The 14,769-nt window shown below is 72.7% G+C and carries 13 protein-coding genes and 1 tRNA gene; 9 read left to right on the plus strand and 5 right to left on the minus strand.

From position 1 onward, the window contains the following. Positions 1 to 107: 107 nt before the first annotated feature. Positions 108 to 2,048: a PAS domain S-box protein gene (locus tag O4U47_RS18460; RefSeq protein ID WP_270679141.1), complete on the minus strand. Its 1,941-nt coding sequence runs from the start codon at positions 2,046 to 2,048 to the stop codon at positions 108 to 110. Between the two features lie 40 nt (positions 2,049 to 2,088). Next, entirely contained in the window at positions 2,089 to 2,421 is a 333-nt protein-coding gene (locus O4U47_RS18465) for a rhodanese-like domain-containing protein (RefSeq protein WP_270679142.1), read from the minus strand. 96 nt (positions 2,422 to 2,517) lie between these two features. Between O4U47_RS18465 and O4U47_RS18470 the strand changes: the two genes are divergently transcribed. Beyond that, positions 2,518 to 2,991 (plus strand): SSI family serine proteinase inhibitor, encoded by a 474-nt coding sequence (locus tag O4U47_RS18470; protein WP_270679143.1) that lies wholly within the window; start codon positions 2,518 to 2,520, stop codon positions 2,989 to 2,991. A gap of 148 nt (positions 2,992 to 3,139) precedes the next feature. Here O4U47_RS18470 and O4U47_RS18475 read toward each other — a convergent pair. Continuing rightward, positions 3,140 to 3,222, minus strand: a tRNA-Leu gene (locus O4U47_RS18475). A gap of 259 nt (positions 3,223 to 3,481) precedes the next feature. Between O4U47_RS18475 and O4U47_RS18480 the strand changes: the two genes are divergently transcribed. From O4U47_RS18480 to O4U47_RS18515, 8 genes are all read left to right on the plus strand, one after another. Beyond that, complete coding sequence (locus O4U47_RS18480; protein WP_192826419.1) at positions 3,482 to 4,243, plus strand: FhaA domain-containing protein; 762 nt, start codon at positions 3,482 to 3,484, stop codon at positions 4,241 to 4,243. 280 nt (positions 4,244 to 4,523) lie between these two features. Further along, positions 4,524 to 5,021 (plus strand): FHA domain-containing protein FhaB/FipA, encoded by a 498-nt coding sequence (locus O4U47_RS18485; RefSeq protein ID WP_270679144.1) that lies wholly within the window; start codon positions 4,524 to 4,526, stop codon positions 5,019 to 5,021. After that, a complete protein-coding gene (locus O4U47_RS18490) occupies positions 5,018 to 6,439 on the plus strand; it encodes a Stp1/IreP family PP2C-type Ser/Thr phosphatase (protein WP_270679145.1) in 1,422 nt (473 codons plus the stop codon). The genes O4U47_RS18485 and O4U47_RS18490 overlap by 4 nt, the downstream gene beginning before the upstream one ends. Next, positions 6,436 to 7,878: an FtsW/RodA/SpoVE family cell cycle protein gene (locus O4U47_RS18495; RefSeq protein WP_270679146.1), complete on the plus strand. Its 1,443-nt coding sequence runs from the start codon at positions 6,436 to 6,438 to the stop codon at positions 7,876 to 7,878. Before O4U47_RS18490 ends, O4U47_RS18495 begins: the two co-directional genes overlap by 4 nt. Beyond that, on the plus strand, positions 7,875 to 9,314 hold the full coding sequence (locus tag O4U47_RS18500) for a peptidoglycan D,D-transpeptidase FtsI family protein (protein WP_270679147.1): 1,440 nt from the start codon (positions 7,875 to 7,877) through the stop codon (positions 9,312 to 9,314). Before O4U47_RS18495 ends, O4U47_RS18500 begins: the two co-directional genes overlap by 4 nt. Next, positions 9,311 to 10,801 (plus strand): serine/threonine-protein kinase, encoded by a 1,491-nt coding sequence (locus O4U47_RS18505; protein WP_270679148.1) that lies wholly within the window; start codon positions 9,311 to 9,313, stop codon positions 10,799 to 10,801. Before O4U47_RS18500 ends, O4U47_RS18505 begins: the two co-directional genes overlap by 4 nt. 71 nt (positions 10,802 to 10,872) lie before the next feature. Beyond that, positions 10,873 to 12,684: a Stk1 family PASTA domain-containing Ser/Thr kinase gene (gene pknB / locus O4U47_RS18510; RefSeq protein WP_270679149.1), complete on the plus strand. Its 1,812-nt coding sequence runs from the start codon at positions 10,873 to 10,875 to the stop codon at positions 12,682 to 12,684. 64 nt (positions 12,685 to 12,748) lie between these two features. Beyond that, entirely contained in the window at positions 12,749 to 13,018 is a 270-nt protein-coding gene (locus tag O4U47_RS18515; RefSeq protein ID WP_270679150.1) for a cell division protein CrgA, read from the plus strand. Between the two features lie 178 nt (positions 13,019 to 13,196). Here O4U47_RS18515 and O4U47_RS18520 read toward each other — a convergent pair whose 3' ends face one another. Next, positions 13,197 to 14,111 carry a rhomboid family intramembrane serine protease gene (locus O4U47_RS18520; RefSeq protein WP_270679151.1) on the minus strand — a complete coding sequence of 305 codons (915 nt, stop codon included), beginning with the start codon at positions 14,109 to 14,111 and terminating at the stop codon, positions 13,197 to 13,199. A gap of 7 nt (positions 14,112 to 14,118) precedes the next feature. Beyond that, complete coding sequence (locus tag O4U47_RS18525; RefSeq protein WP_270679152.1) at positions 14,119 to 14,643, minus strand: peptidylprolyl isomerase; 525 nt, start codon at positions 14,641 to 14,643, stop codon at positions 14,119 to 14,121. Positions 14,644 to 14,769 lie beyond the last annotated feature (126 nt).

Below are 14,769 nucleotides of genomic sequence, written 5' to 3' on the forward strand. Positions count from 1 at the left end.
CCCCGTCTCCCGAAAAACTCGGTCCGTCTTTCGCCGGTTATCGGCAAAGCATCGGCTTTGACGCCCGCCAGGGCCGAAATGCCCCGTTCACGGGGTGGGGAAACACCTCAGCACCCCTGGTCCGGGCCTTCGTCCGGCTCCGGCCGGAGGCCCCCCGGGACCGAAACCCCGCCCTCCCCGGCGCCCCCGGCCTCCGGACCACCGACGGGGGGCGCCGAATGTAATGTCAGTCTCATCCGCGTCCCAAGGGCGCGCGCGGAGGCGGTCACGTCCCCGCCCTGGGCGCGGGCCAGGCGGCGCACGATGTACAGGCCCAGCCCGATCCCGCCGAACCGGCGCCGGTCCCCCGCCTCGCCCTGGACGAACCGGCCGAAGATGCGCTCCTCGTCCCCGGGGGCGATGCCCACCCCCTCGTCCTCGACGTCCACCACCAGCCGGCCGCCGTCCACCCCGGCACGCAGCCGGACCCGCCCGCCGTCGGGCGAGTACTTGAACGCGTTCTCCAGCAACTGGCCCAGGATGACGTCGGTGGCCACCGGGTCGCCCAGCGCGGCGGGCAGCGGCTCGGACGCCTCCAGGCACAGGGTGTGCCGCGGGGAGAAGGAGGAGAACGCCCCGGCCGCCTCCTCCAGCAGCCGCCGCAGGTCGAACGCCTCGGCCCCGACCCGCAGGTCGCCCCCGGCGGCCGACCCCAGCAGCAGGTTCTCCACCAGCCGGGCCAGCACCGAGGAGCGCTCGGCGATGGTGCGCACCGCGTCCTTGCGGGCCGCGTCGTCGAGCTGCTCCCAGCGCCGCACCAGCGTCCCGGCGAACCCCTGCACCACGGTGACCGGGGTGCGCAGCTCGTGCCCGGCCGTGGCCATGAAGAGGTCCTTCTCCTCCTCCAGCTCCTTGGCCTGGGTGACGTCCCGGAAGTCGACCACGCGCTCCTCGGTGCCGCTGATTCCGGTCACCAGGATCTCCAGCCAGCGACCCCCCGGAAGCCGGTGCCGCACCGAGGCGCCCTCCCCCTCGGGCAGCGGGAAGGGCGGCGGGCGCCCGGCCGCCCGCGCCGCGGGGACGCCGGTCAGCTCGGCGGCGGCCCGGTTCCACTTGCGCACCCGGCCCTCGCCGTCGAGCACCGCGATGCCGTCGGCACTGGACTCGACCACCGCGTGCTCCTTGGCGCGGCGGCGCACCATCTCCTGGTAGGCCATGGCGTTGCCCAGGGCCACCCCGGCGTGCGCGGCGAGCAGCTCCAGCAGCTCCAGCTCGACGTGGCCGACCCTGCGCCCGCTGTACAGGGCGTACAGGGCGCCGTAGGGCCGCCCCTGCACCGAGGAGACCCCCAGCGCGATGGTGTGCAGGCCGTCCAGGTCGGCCCAGATGAGGTCGTCGAGGCTGCGGGTGTCGTCGGTGGCGAGCAGCACGGAGCGGCCGCTGCGCAGCAGCTCCCCGAACAGGCTCGACTCCAGGGGCGCGGTGTAGCCCTTGAGGTGCTCCGACAGCCCGCTCAGGCTGACCAGGCGCAGCCGGTCCCCCTCGATCAGCGCGAACCCCCCGGCGTCGGCGCCGGTCAGCTCGGTGAGGCTGCGGGCGATCCGGTCCAGCACCGCGCCCAGGTCCAGGTCGGCGTTGATGTCGGCGGCCACGTCGGTCAGCCGCCGCACCAGCCGGGCCCGCTCGGCCGCGTGCGAGCGCAGCTCCCCGTGGTCGGCGTCCCGGCGGAACACCTGCAGCCACCCGGCGGGGGCGCCGTCGGCGGTGCGCAGCGGGCCGGTGTCCACCCGCACGTCCACCGCGGTGCCGTCGCGGCGCAGCCGCCGGGTGAGCACGGAGACCGGCTCACCGGCGCGCGTCCGCTCCAGCACCGCGTGCTCCTCGGCGAGCAGCTCGCCGGGGACGATCGGGGCGGGGCGGCCCAGCGTCTCGGCGGCCGACCAGCCGAACAGCCGCTCGGCCGCCGCGTTCCACACCGCCACGCGCATCCGCGCGTCGACGGCGACGATCGCGTCCGGACAGGACGCCAGGACCGCGTCGGCGCTCACGTCCGGGCCATCGGGGATCACCCGGCCATAGTGCCACCGCGCGGCCCGCGGATCACGCGGGTCAGACCACCTGGGGGTCGGCGCCGCCGTCGGCCTCCATCGGGCGGCCCGCCAGCGCCCAGGCCTGCATGCCCCCGGCCACGTTGGCCGCCCGCCACCCGGCCTCGTTGAGCGCCTGCACCGCCTGGGCCGAGCGGCCCCCGACCCGGCAGACCACGTACACCTGGCGGTCCCGGGGCACCTCCCCCGCGCGCGCGGCGAGCTCGCTCAGCGGGATGTGCACCGCCTGCGGCGCACGGCCCGCCTGCCACTCGTCCTGCTCCCGCACGTCCAGCAGGTACCCGTCCTCGGGCACCGTGCCGACCTCGACCACGGGAACGCTCTGCTCGAACACCAGGGTCTACCCCTCATCACGACGTCGGTTGGCCGGGGCCGCCGGGGGAACGCACGGCGGTGGGAACCGCCCGCGGGCGCCCCGCGTCAAAAGGGTATGCGCACGCATAGCCTTGCGACCGCAGTGGTCCTCCCAGGCGCGCTCGCGGCCGTGGTCGCCACGGCCGCCGCGTGCGGGGGGACCACGGTCACCACACCGGACGACGACTCCGGCTCCGGGGGCTCCGGCTCCGGAGCGGCCCCGACGACCGAGCTGACCATCCAAATCACCTACGCCGACGACCCGCCCGCCGAGGGCGACACCGAGCCCACGGACTGGACCCTCACCTGCGGCCCCGCCGGCGGCGACCACCCCGACCCCGAGGCGGCCTGCGCCGACCTGGAAGAGGTCGGCGCCGAGGGCTTCGAGGAGGTCCCCGAGGACCAGGCCTGCACCTACGAGATGGGCGGCCCCGAGGTCGCCCGGGTGGAGGGCCACGTGGGCGAGACCGACGTGTCCACCGAGTTCAACAAGTCCGGCGGTTGCGAGATCGACCGCTACGAGAAGATGGGCGCCGTGCTGGCCCCCTGACCCGGCCGCAAGGGCCGCCCCGGGGCCGCTTCCGGCCGCACCCCCATCATGCGGCCGCAGGCGCCCCGGGCGCCCGCCCGGACCACACCGACCGCACACGAACGAGGGCCCCGCTTCCGGATCTCTCCGGAAACGGGGCCCTCTCCTGTGGGCGAGGAGGGATTTGAACCCTCACGTCCTTTCGGACACACGGACCTGAACCGTGCGCGTCTACCGTTCCGCCACCCGCCCGAGTGACATATACATGGGGTGTGTCCCCGTGCGTTCGGTACCCGGACCTTTCCGGTCCTCCCCGGTGCCGTCCGCTTGGCGACAGGAAAAAGACTAGCACGGCCCGGGGACCGCTCCGCACACGTTTTTCCGTGCGGCCCGCACGCCGCCCGGAGCGCGCGGCCCCCTCCGGGGCGGTGCGGCCGACGCACGTGAAACAGTGGACGCGGTTACCCGGTTACGATCGTTCTAGACCGGAGTGGAGTAAGGGAGGTACCTCGTGGGAGTGCTCCAACGCTTCGAGCGGCGCCTTGAGGGCATGATCGAAGGCACCTTCGCGCGGGCCTTCAAGTCCAAGCTCGAGCCCGTCGAGATCGCCAGCGCCGTACAGCGGGAGATGGACGAGCGGGCGGCCATCGTCGCCCAGGGGCGCACCCTGGTCCCCAACGACTTCATCGTCGAGCTGTCCGCGGGCGACAGCGAGCAGATGGACGCCATGGCCGACAGCATCGGCCAAGAGCTCGCCAAGCTGGCCCGGGACTACGCCACCGAGCAGGGCTACTCCTTCGTCGGCCCGGTGCGCGTGCACTTCACCTCCGACGCCGAACTGCAGACGGGCCGCTTCCGCATCCGCTCGGGCGTGGTGCGCGGCTCCACCGTGGAGAGCGGCGAGATCCGGCGCCCGGTGGGCGACCCGCCGCGCGGCGCCGAGTCCGCCCCGGGCAAGCCCCGGCTGCTCATCTCCCCCGGCGGCGCCGCCACCGAGGGGACCACCGCCGGGCAGGGGATGCAGCAGTCCTTCGAGCTCACCACTCCGGTCACCCTCCTGGGCCGGGGGACCGACTGCGACCTGCGGCTGGTGGACAACGGCGTCTCCCGGCACCACGCGGAGATCCGCTTGGAGGACGACGAGGCCGTGCTGGTCGACCTCGGCTCCACCAACGGCACCTTCGTCAACGGACAGCAGGTGCGCCGAGTCGGGCTGGTCGACGGGACCCGCATCAGCCTCGGGCGCACCACCATGACCTTCCGCCGCGACTGACCCCGGGCCCGCGGCCGCCCGCGGCGCGCCTGAGGGGCGCCGCGCGGTCGGCCGGAAGAAAGGGCGAACCGAACGCGCCCCCGCTGCGTCTGTAAGGGGGCGGAGCCCGCCGGGGACGGCCCGGGCGGCCGACACCGCGGAGAGCAGAAGAGAGGGAACCGACCAGGAGCTTCCGGGTCCGTTGGGTTTTTCCGACACGATCTCCTAGGGTTCGGGCCGAGAGAACGCGGCGGCGCCTGCGCCGCCCGCCAGAGCACGACAGGGGCTGAAGAGCAGTTCGATGTCCGACTTGACCCTCATGCTGATCAAGATCGCCTACCTGGCGGTGCTTTGGCTGTTCGTCATCTTCGCCGTCGGCGTCATCCGCACCGACCTCATCGGATCCCCCGCGAAGTCCAAACGGCGCCCCCGCCCCTCCCCCTCCGGTCAGGACGGCGGCGCGCCCAAGCGCCCCGCCGCCCCCAAGGCCCCGCGCGGGCGGCGCAACGAGCCGCGCACCCTCGTGGTCACCAAGGGCCCACTGGCCGGGAACTCCCTCCCCCTCGGCCCCCATCCGATCCTCATCGGCCGCGCCAACGACGCCACGCTCGTCATCAACGACGACTACGCCTCGGGCCGGCACGCGCGGATCTACTCCGAGAACGGCCGCTGGTTCGTCGAGGACCTGGGATCGACGAACGGCACCTACATGGGCCAGCAGAGGCTGACCCGCCCGCAGCCCATCTCGGTGGGGCAACCCATCCGCATCGGCAAAACGGTCCTGGAACTGCGCAAATGACAATCGCTCTCCGATACGCGGCGTACTCCGACGTGGGATGCCTCCGCGAAGGCAACGAGGACTCCGCCTACGCCGGCCCCTACCTCCTCGCCGTCGCCGACGGGATGGGCGGGCACGCCGGAGGCGAGATCGCCAGCGCCATCGCGATCTCGGCTCTGATGCCGCTCGACGACGACGTCCCCTCCACCGAGCACATGACGGACGCGCTCCAGCGCGCCGTCGAGGCCGCCAACACCACGCTGGCCCAGCGGGTGCGGGAGGAGCCGCGGCTGGAGAACATGGGCACCACGCTGACCGCGATGCTGTGGTCGGGCGCCCGGGTGGCCATGATCCACATCGGCGACTCGCGCGCCTACCTGCTGCGCGACGGCGAGTTCGGGCAGATCACCCACGACCACACCCTGGTGCAGACCCTCGTCGACGAGGGCAAGATCACCGAGGAGGAGGTCGCCACCCACCCGCAGCGCTCGCTGCTGCTGCGCGCCCTGGACGGGCGCTCCCAGGTCGACCCGGACATCGCGATCAGCGAGGCCCGGCCCGGCGACCGCTACCTGCTGTGCTCCGACGGGCTGTCCGGCGTGGTCAGCGCCGCCACGATAAAGGAGACCCTGCAGGCCGAGCGGAGCCCGGACGCGGCCGCCCGCCGCCTGATCGACCTGGCCAACCGGGGCGGCGGACCGGACAACATCACCACCGTGGTCGCCGACGTGATCGACAGCGCCACCGACCCGCTCGGGCCCACCCAGGCCCCGTCCGTGGTCGGCGCCGCCGACCAGCGCCGCGAGCCGGCCATGACCCCGGACACCCCCGCGGGCCGCGCCCAGGGGCTCAACCGGTCGGCGGGCGACACCGCCGAGATGTCGCGCCCCCCGGGGATGGCCGCCGCCGGCCCCGGGCGCGACGACGATGACGAGGGCGCCCCGCGCACCAAGCGCTGGTGGCCCATGATCGCCGTGTTCGTGGTCGTGGCCGCCCTGGTCGCGGGCGCCGGGTGGTACTTCGGCACCTCCTACGTGAACGGCCGCTACTTCATCGGCGAGTCCCAGCAGGGCGGCACCGTCGCGCTGTACCAGGGCATCAACACCGACATCGCCGGATACAGCCTGGCCGAGGAGGTCGAGGACACCGGCATCGCGCTGGACGCGCTGCCCGACACCGAGCGGGGCGCCGTCGAGCGCACCATCGAGTTCACCGACCGGGCCGAGGCCGACGGGCGCCTGGAGGACCTGCGCGCCGCCGCCGACGAGGAGGCCGGGGCCGATCAGGGCGCCGAGGCCGACGCCGGGGCCGGGTCGGACACCGGCGCCGGGTCGGACACCGGCACGGAGGCCGGCGCGGGCGCGGAGGCGGAGCAGGGCGCCGGGTCCGGCGCCGGTACCGGCGGCGCCGAGCAGGGCCCCTCCGGGGAGCCGCGATGAGCACCGCCACCAACAGCCAGGCGCTGCCGCCGGTCAAACGGCGCAACGCCGAGCTGGCGATGACCCTGGCGGCCATCGGGGCGACCATGTTCGCCCTGATCGAGATCGGCCTCACCCGCAACGGCGAGATGCCGCCCCAGCTCTTCCTCTACGGCGGGGTGTTCGGCGGGCTGGCCATCCTGTCGCACGTGTTCATCCGGTTCTTCGCGCCGTGGTCCGACCCGCTGCTGCTGCCGCTGGCCACCCTGCTCAACGGCCTGGGCATCGCGATGCTGTGGCGCCTGGACCAGGGGGGCATCGACCGGGCCGGCCCGATGAGCCAGCTCATCCTGACCGCCGTCAGCATGGCGGTCTTCGCCGGCATCATCTTCTTCCTGAAGGAGCCCCGGACCCTTCAGCGCTACCCCTACATGATCGGGCTCGGCGCCGTCATCCTGCTGCTGATGCCGCTCATCCCCGGCATCGGCATGACGGTCAACGGCGCCCGGCAGTGGGTGAACCTGGGCTTCACGACCCTGCAGCCCTCCGAGTTCGCCAAGATCGCCCTGGTGATCTTCCTGTCCGGGTACATGGTGAGCAAGCGCGACGTGCTCTCGCTCGCCAGCAAGCAGGTGAAGGTCGGCCGGTTCAAGATCCTGGACCTGCCGCGCATGCGCGACATGGCGCCGATGGCCGCCATGTGGGGCTTCTGCATCATCGTCCTGGTCATCCTGATGAACGACCTGGGCACCTCGCTGCTGCTGTTCGGCACCTTCCTGGCGATGATCTACGTCGCCACGCACCGGTCGTCGTGGATCGTCATCGGGCTGACCGCCTTCTTCGGCGCCTGCCTCGCCCTGTACCCGTTCGTGTCCCACTTCAAGGTCCGCATGGTGACCTGGCTGGACGCGTTCGCCCCCGAGGTGTACTGCACCGACGACGTCATCAACAACCAGCCGGACGCCTGGTGCAACATCCTCGGCAACGGCAACAGCCAGCAGCTCGTCCGCGGCATCTTCGCGCTGGCCGAGGGCGGCGTCACCGGCCGCGGCTTCGGCGGCGGCGACGTCGGCTACATCATCGAGGTGCAGAACGACTTCATCTTCGCCGCGTTCGCCGAGGAGCTGGGGCTGACCGGCATCATGGTCATGCTGCTGGCCCTCGTGCTGATGGTGGAGCGGGGGATGCGCATCGCGCTGGCCTCCAAGGAGCTGTTCATCAAGATGTTCGCCTCGGGCATCTCCTTCCTGATCGGCTTCCAGACCTTCGTCGTCATCGGCGGCGTCACCCGGGTCATCCCGATGACCGGTGCGACCATCCCCTTCGTCGCCAAGGGCGGATCAGCGCTGCTGTCCAGTTGGATCATGCTGGCCCTGCTGATGCGCATGAGCAACAACGCCCGCAAGCCCGCCCCCCAGGCCATCCAGGACGAGGGCGCCACCCAGGTGATCCAACGATGAACACGCCCATCCGCCGACTCGCGTTCTTCTGCATGGCGCTGTTCGGCGTCCTGCTGCTCAACGTCACCTGGATCCAGGCGTTCCAGGCCGAGTCGCTGCGCGAACACCCCTTCAACGCCCGGCAGTACGCCGAGGTCCTGAACCTGCCGCGCGGGCCGATCGTCATCGGCGGCGACGAGGTGGCCATGTCCGAGCCGGTCGGCGGCGACAGCGAGGCCTACCAGCGCGAATACACCGCCGGCGGGCTCTACGCGCACGCCGTGGGCACTTTCCCGATCCGCGGGGACGGGGTCGAGAAGTCGGAGAACTCCCTGCTGGACGGCACCGACGAGCGCCTCGCGGTGCGGAACTTCATGGACACCATCACCGGCGCCGAGCACCAGGGCGCCAGCGTCGAGATGACCATCGACCCCGCCGCGCAGCAGGCGGCCATGGACGGCCTGGAGGCGCTGGGCAAGAACGGGGCGGCGGTCGCGCTCGACCCGTCGACCGGCGCGATCCTGGCGCTGTACTCCAACCCGACGTTCGACCCCAACCCCGTGAGCGACGTCGCCAATCCCAACGACGCTCAGGCCGCGTGGACCGAGCTCACCGAGGACGAGCGGAAGCCGCTGCTCAACCGCGCCCTGAAGGAGCGCTACCCGCCGGGCTCCACCTTCAAGGTGGTCACCGCGGCGGCCGCCCTGGAGAACGGGGCCAGCCCCGACTCGACCATGGACGCCCCGGCCAGCATCAACCTCGGGGCGCCGCTGCCCAACGCCTGGGGCGGGCCGTGCAACGGCGGCGAGCCGGACAGCCTGGCCCACTCCATCGAGCAGTCCTGCAACACCTCCATGGCCAACTGGGCCCTCGAGCTCGGCGACGCCAAGATGACCGAGCAGGCCGAGAAGTTCGGCTTCAACCAGGGCGGGCTGGAGACCCCGGTGCCGGCCCTGGAGAGCCTGTACCCCAACCCCTCCGGCGACCGGAACCTCCTCGGCCGCTCCGGGATCGGGCAGGGCAACGTCGAGGCGACGCCGCTGCAGATGGCGATGGTCGCCTCGGGCATCGCCAACAAGGGCGACATCATGCAGCCCTACATGGTGGAATCGGTCAAGGACTCGGACCTGTCCACGATCGAGGGCCACTCCCCCGAGACGTACGCCACCGCGGTCAGCGGACAGACCGCCGACCAGCTCAAGGACATGATGGTGCTGGTGACCGAGGGGCCGGACGCCTCCGGTTCCCAGGGCGCCATCCCCGGCATGCAGGTCGCCGGCAAGACCGGTACCGCCGAGACCGGCAGCGGCCCCACGCACAACTGGTTCATCTCCTTCGCGCCCGCAGACGACCCCCAGGTGGCGGTCGCCGTCGTCGTCGAGCACGGCGGCATGAGCGGCGGAACCGCCGCGGCCCCCATCGCCAAGGGCATCATGGAAGCTGTGATCGACGAGTGAGCGACAACGACCCCGGCGGCGCCTCCGACGACCCCACGGGACTGTCGGGGACCGTTCTCAGCGGCCGCTACCAGCTCGATGAGCAGATCGGCTCCGGCGGCATGGGCACGGTCTGGCGGGCCACCGACACGCTGCTGAACCGCCCCGTCGCGGTCAAGCTCCTGCACCCGGCGCAGATGGCCGAACCCACCTCCCGGGAGCGGTTCCGCACCGAGGGGCGGATCACCGCCGGCCTGTCGCACCCGGGCATCGCCCAGGTCTACGACTACGGCGAACAGGACGACCGGGCGTTCCTGATCATGGAGCTGGTGCCCGGGGAGCCGCTCTCCTCCATCCTCAAGCGCAACGAGGGGCTGGAGCCCGGGGTCACCCTGGACATCCTCTCCCAATCGGCGGCGGCGCTGGCCGCCGCGCACGCCCGCGGCGTGGTGCACCGCGACATCAAGCCCGGCAACCTGCTGGTCACCGACGACGGCACGGTCAAGCTCACCGACTTCGGCATCGCCCGCGGCGACCAGTCGGTGACGCTCACCCAGACCGGCATGGTCATGGGCACCGCCCAGTACATCTCCCCCGAGCAGGCCTCCGGCCGCCCGGCCACGCACGCCTCGGACGTGTACGCGCTGGGCGTGGTCGCCTACGAGTGCCTGGCCGGGCAGCCGCCGTTCACCGCGGACAGCCCGCTCGCGCTGGCTCTGGCGCACACCCGCGAACCGCCCCCGCCGCTGCCCGAGCACCTGCCCGGCCCCCTCACCGACCTGGTGGAGGCGCTGCTGGCCAAGGACCCGGACGCGCGGCCGGAGTCGGCGGGCGAGGTGGCCCGCGCCGCGCAGGCGCTCCGCCACGGGGCGCCGGACCTGGGCGCCACCACCGCGATGGACCTGACCGACCCCACCCGCACCGTGGTGGCCGACCCGTCCGCCCGGCGCACCGCCACGGGCTCCTGGTCCGCGGACCGGGAGGCCTCCTCGGATAGGCTGGCCCGCGGATCCGACCGACCGCGCAGCCGGCTCCCGCTGGTGATCGCGGCCGTGGTCGCGGCGGTGGCGGTGGTGGTCGGGGTGGCCTTCGCCGGGGCCCTGTGGAACGGGGACGGCCAGGAGGGCCGCAACGTCGGCAACAGCCGCGGCACCTCGCCGTCGGCGACGCCGTCGGGGCCGCAGCAGCCCACGGAGCAGGAACAGCAGGACGCACAGGACGACGCGACCGGGACCGGCGGGGACGGGACCGGCGGCTACGAACCGCCCGACACCGGCGGACAGGCTCCGGTCACCGAGGATCCGACGCCCAGCGGCGTCCCCGGGGACGGGACCGACCCCGGGGACGGGGGGAGCACACCGCCGCCCGACGACGGGACCGATCCCGGGCACGGGGGCGAGACGCCGCCGCCCGACGACGGCACCGACCCCGGCGGCGGCGGTGACGAGGAGCCCGGCGGGGGCACCGATCCCGGCGGCGACGGCGGGGACACCGGCGAGACCCCCTGATCCGACGACCACCCGAGAAGGCACCGACGGGGCGCCCGGCCACCGCGACGACATAAGGAACTGTTCAGCACATGTCACAGCCACGGCTCTTCGGCGGACGCTACGAGCTCGACGCCCTCATCGGGCGCGGCGGCATGGCGGAGGTCCACCGCGCGCGCGACCTGCGCCTGGACCGGCTGGTGGCGGTGAAGACGCTCCGCGCCGACCTGGCGCGCGACCACACGTTCCAGGAGCGCTTCCGGCGCGAGGCCCAGTCGGCGGCGTCGCTGAACCACCCGTCGATCATCGCGGTCTACGACACCGGCGAGGACATGGTGGACGGCGTCCCGCTGCCGTTCATCGTGATGGAGTACGTCGACGGGCGCACCCTCAAGGAGATCCTCGACGACGGCCGGAAGCTGCTTCCGGAGCGGTGCGCCGAGATCACCGAGGGCATCCTGCGGGCGCTGGAGTACAGCCACCGCAACGGCATCGTGCACCGGGACATCAAGCCCGCGAACGTGATGCTCACCCGGCAGGCCGAGGTCAAGGTGATGGACTTCGGCATCGCCCGGGCGATGAACGACGACCAGGCCACCATGACCCAGGCCTCGCAGGTCATCGGGACGGCCCAGTACCTGTCGCCGGAGCAGGCCCGCGGTGAGCGGGTGGACGCCCGCAGCGACATCTACTCCACCGGGTGCGTGCTCTACGAGCTGCTCACCGGCGGCCCGCCGTTCACCGGCGACTCCCCGGTCTCCATCGCCTACCAGCACGTGCGCGAGGACCCGGTGCCCCCGGCCGACGTCGACCCGGAGATCCCGGAGTGGCTGGACGCCGTCGTGCTGCGCTCCATGGCCAAGGACCGGGACGAGCGCTACCAGAGCGCCGAGGAGATGCGCCAGGACCTGGAGCGGGGCCTCCAGGGCATGCAGCCCGCGCCCAGCACCATGGCCATGGGCGCGGCCGGGTCCACCACGGCGCTGCCGCCGGTGGAGGAGGACCGCGGCTACGACCGCTATGACGACGACTACGACCGGGACGGCAAGGGCGGCAAGGCGGCCCTGTGGGTGCTGCTGGTGCTCGCGCTGCTGGCTGCGGGGGCCCTGGTGGGCTTCCTGGTCTTCATGAGCCAGGGGGACGACGGCGGGGGCGGCGGCGATGAGCCGACGCGGCTGAGCGTCCCCGACGTCGCGGGGGAGTCGTTCGCCGACGCCGAGCAGGCGCTCCGGGACGAGGGCTTCACCGGCGACATCTCACAGGAGTCCGAGCCCAGCGAGGACTACGACGAGGACCAGGTCACCCGGACGGACCCGGAGGCGGGCGAGGAGGCCGACGCGGACGCCGGCATCACGGTCTACGTGTCCTCGGGGCCCGAGGCGGTGCAGGTGCCGTCCCTGGAGGGGATGAGCGAGGACGACGCCCGGCAGACCCTGCAGGACCGCGGCTTCACCGTCGGCCAGGTCACCCGGGAGGAGTCCGACCAGTACGACGAGGGCCTGGTCGTCCGTTCCTCGCCGGGCTCGGGCGAGTCCGCCGCGCCGGGGAGCGCGGTCGACCTGGTGGTGTCCGAGGGCGCCGGGCAGGTGCAGGTGCCCGACCTGAGCGGGCGCACCCAGGAGGAGGCCGCCCAGCTCCTCGCCGACGAGGGGCTGAACAGCTCGTTCCAGCAGGCCGACAGCGACGAGGCCGAGCCGGGGCGGGTCATCGCCCAGGACCCGGCGGCCGGCCAGGAGGTCGACCCGGGGACCCTGGTGACCGTCACGATCGCGCGTGAGCCGCAGAGCCCGCCCCCCGGCGAGGGCGACGGCGGTGACGGCGGCGACGGCGACCAGGGCGGCGGCAACGGCGGCGACGGGGACGAGACCGGCTGGGAGGTTCCGTCGTGGGGCCGCCGGGACTGACCCGGGCGTACACTGGACCCCGCAACGCGCCCGTTCCGGCCGATTGGTAATTGGAGCAGCGACCGTGCCCAAGTCCCGCAACGATCGCAAGAATAAGGCCAAGAAGGCCGTCTACACGCCTCCGGTGGAGGCGGTCAAGCCCAAGATCAGCCCGCGCTGGCTGGCGCCCGCCATGCTCACGTTCGGCATCGTCGGCGTGCTGTGGATCGCCACGTACTACATCGCCGGCGTGGACGGGAAGATCCCGTTCATGGCGGAACTGGGCAACTGGAACCTGGCGATCGGCTTCGGCGGGATCATCATCTGCGTCATCTTGTCCACACGCTGGCATTGACCCCGTTTCCCCTGCTCAGTGGGGGGAATCGGACGTTTGTCCACAACCCGGCACGGTTCTGTCCACATGGTTGTCCACAGGCTGTGGGTAGATGTGTTCGACTCGCGGCCGTGCCCCGCCCGCCCGGACACGGCGAAGGGGCGGGACCGGAGTCCCGCCCCTCGGCGACCGGCACCGCTCAGCCGGCCCCGACCGCGCCGAACAGCGCCACCGTGCTCGCGACCACCACGGCCGCGATGAACAGCGCCCATCCGGCGGCGACCAGCAGGTGGACCGTCCCCGAGCCGGACCCGGCGCCCGGGCGCCCGCGGTCGCCCCGGGGCAGGTAGCCGAACCCGGCGCCCAGCGCGAGGCCGGTCAGCAGGCCGCCCACGTGCGCGGTCCAGGCGATGTTCAGCCCCGGCAGGAACGTGATCACCAGGTTCACCGCCAGCAGCAGCAGGACGAACCGGGTGTCCAGGCCGAGCCGTCGGCCCAGCACCAGCACCGCGCCGAAGAGGCCGAACACCGCGCCCGAGGCGCCCACCGACAGCTGCGGCTCGACGGTGCCGGTCGCCAGCACCGTCACCGCGGCCACCAGCACGGTGACCGCCGAGCCGCCCAGGGCGCTGAGCACCCACAGCGCCACGTACCGCACGTGCCCCAGCCAGGCTTCCAGCTGTCGGCCCACCACGAACAGGGCGAACGCGTTGAAGGCCAGGTGCATGAGCCCGCCGTGCAGGAAGGCGGCGGTGATCATCCGGTACCACTCGCCGCTGAAGACCGCGGCGAGCGCGTTCATCCCGAACGCGGCGGTGAGGTCCCAGTTCACCGACTGCAGGAGGTACCCGGCCACCATCAGGCCGATGAAGGTCCAGGTGGCGTACGGGGCCGCGGTCGGGCGGCCGCCGAAGACCGTGCGCGGGGCGCGCACCCTGCGGTTCGCCTCGGCCACGCACTCGGGGCACTGGTGGCCCACCGAGGCGTCGTTCATGCAGTCGGGGCAGATGCGCCGCTCGCAGCGGGCACAGGTGATGCGGGCCGGGCGGTCCGGGTGCCGGTAGCACACCGGAGCCGCGCCCGGCCCGGAGGGAGGGGTGGGGTGTGCGGCCATCGCGGGCCTAGCGCTCGATCTCGACGGACTCGATCGTGACGTCCTCGAGCGGGCGGTCCTGCGGGTTGGTGGCGACCTCGGAGATGGCCTGGACGATCTCGGCCCCCTCGGCGACCTCGCCGAAGATGGTGTGCCGGTTGTTCAGCCAGTCCGGGGTGCCCACGGTGATGAAGAACTGCGAGCCGTTGGTGTTCGGCCCGGCGTTGGCCATCGCCAGCAGGTAGGGGCGGTCGAACTTCAGGTCGTCGCGGAACTCGTCCTTGAACTTGTAGCCGGGGCCGCCGCGGCCGTTGCCCAGCGGGTCGCCGCCCTGGACCATGAAGTTCTCGATGACCCGGTGGAAGACCGTGCCGTCGTAGAGCTTGCCGTCGCTCGGCTTGCCGGTGGTGGGGTCGACCCACTGCTTGGTGCCCTCGGCGAGCCCGATGAAGTTCTCGACCGTCTCCGGGGTCTTGTCCGCGAAGAGCGTGACGACGATCGTCCCCTTGTTGGTGTTCAGCCGCGCCTTGGGCCGGCCGTTGACGTCGGTCACCCGCGTCCCTTTCCATTGCCGTTGCTTACGCCCCCACCGTACCGGGCCCAGGGCGGGCGGCCCGAAGCCTTCGCCCTTCGGGCGGCCTCCGGCGGCTTCCGGCCGCTCCGGAGGCCTCCGGAGCGG

The sequence above is a fragment of the Nocardiopsis suaedae genome, from assembly GCF_027706745.1.
Classification (GTDB): domain Bacteria; phylum Actinomycetota; class Actinomycetes; order Streptosporangiales; family Streptosporangiaceae; genus Nocardiopsis_A; species Nocardiopsis_A suaedae.

Bases quoted from the DNA above. Each gene is read 5' to 3' on its own strand.
- O4U47_RS18470 (WP_270679143.1), top strand. From the start codon at position 2,518: ATGCGCACGCATAGCCTTGCGACCGCAGTGGTCCTCCCAGGCGCGCTC.
- O4U47_RS18485 (WP_270679144.1), top strand. From the start codon at position 4,524: ATGTCCGACTTGACCCTCATGCTGATCAAGATCGCCTACCTGGCGGTG.
- O4U47_RS18490 (WP_270679145.1), top strand. From the start codon at position 5,018: ATGACAATCGCTCTCCGATACGCGGCGTACTCCGACGTGGGATGCCTC.
- O4U47_RS18495 (WP_270679146.1), top strand. From the start codon at position 6,436: ATGAGCACCGCCACCAACAGCCAGGCGCTGCCGCCGGTCAAACGGCGC.
- O4U47_RS18500 (WP_270679147.1), top strand. From the start codon at position 7,875: ATGAACACGCCCATCCGCCGACTCGCGTTCTTCTGCATGGCGCTGTTC.
- pknB (WP_270679149.1), top strand. From the start codon at position 10,873: ATGTCACAGCCACGGCTCTTCGGCGGACGCTACGAGCTCGACGCCCTC.
- O4U47_RS18520 (WP_270679151.1), bottom strand. From the start codon at position 14,111: ATGGCCGCACACCCCACCCCTCCCTCCGGGCCGGGCGCGGCTCCGGTG.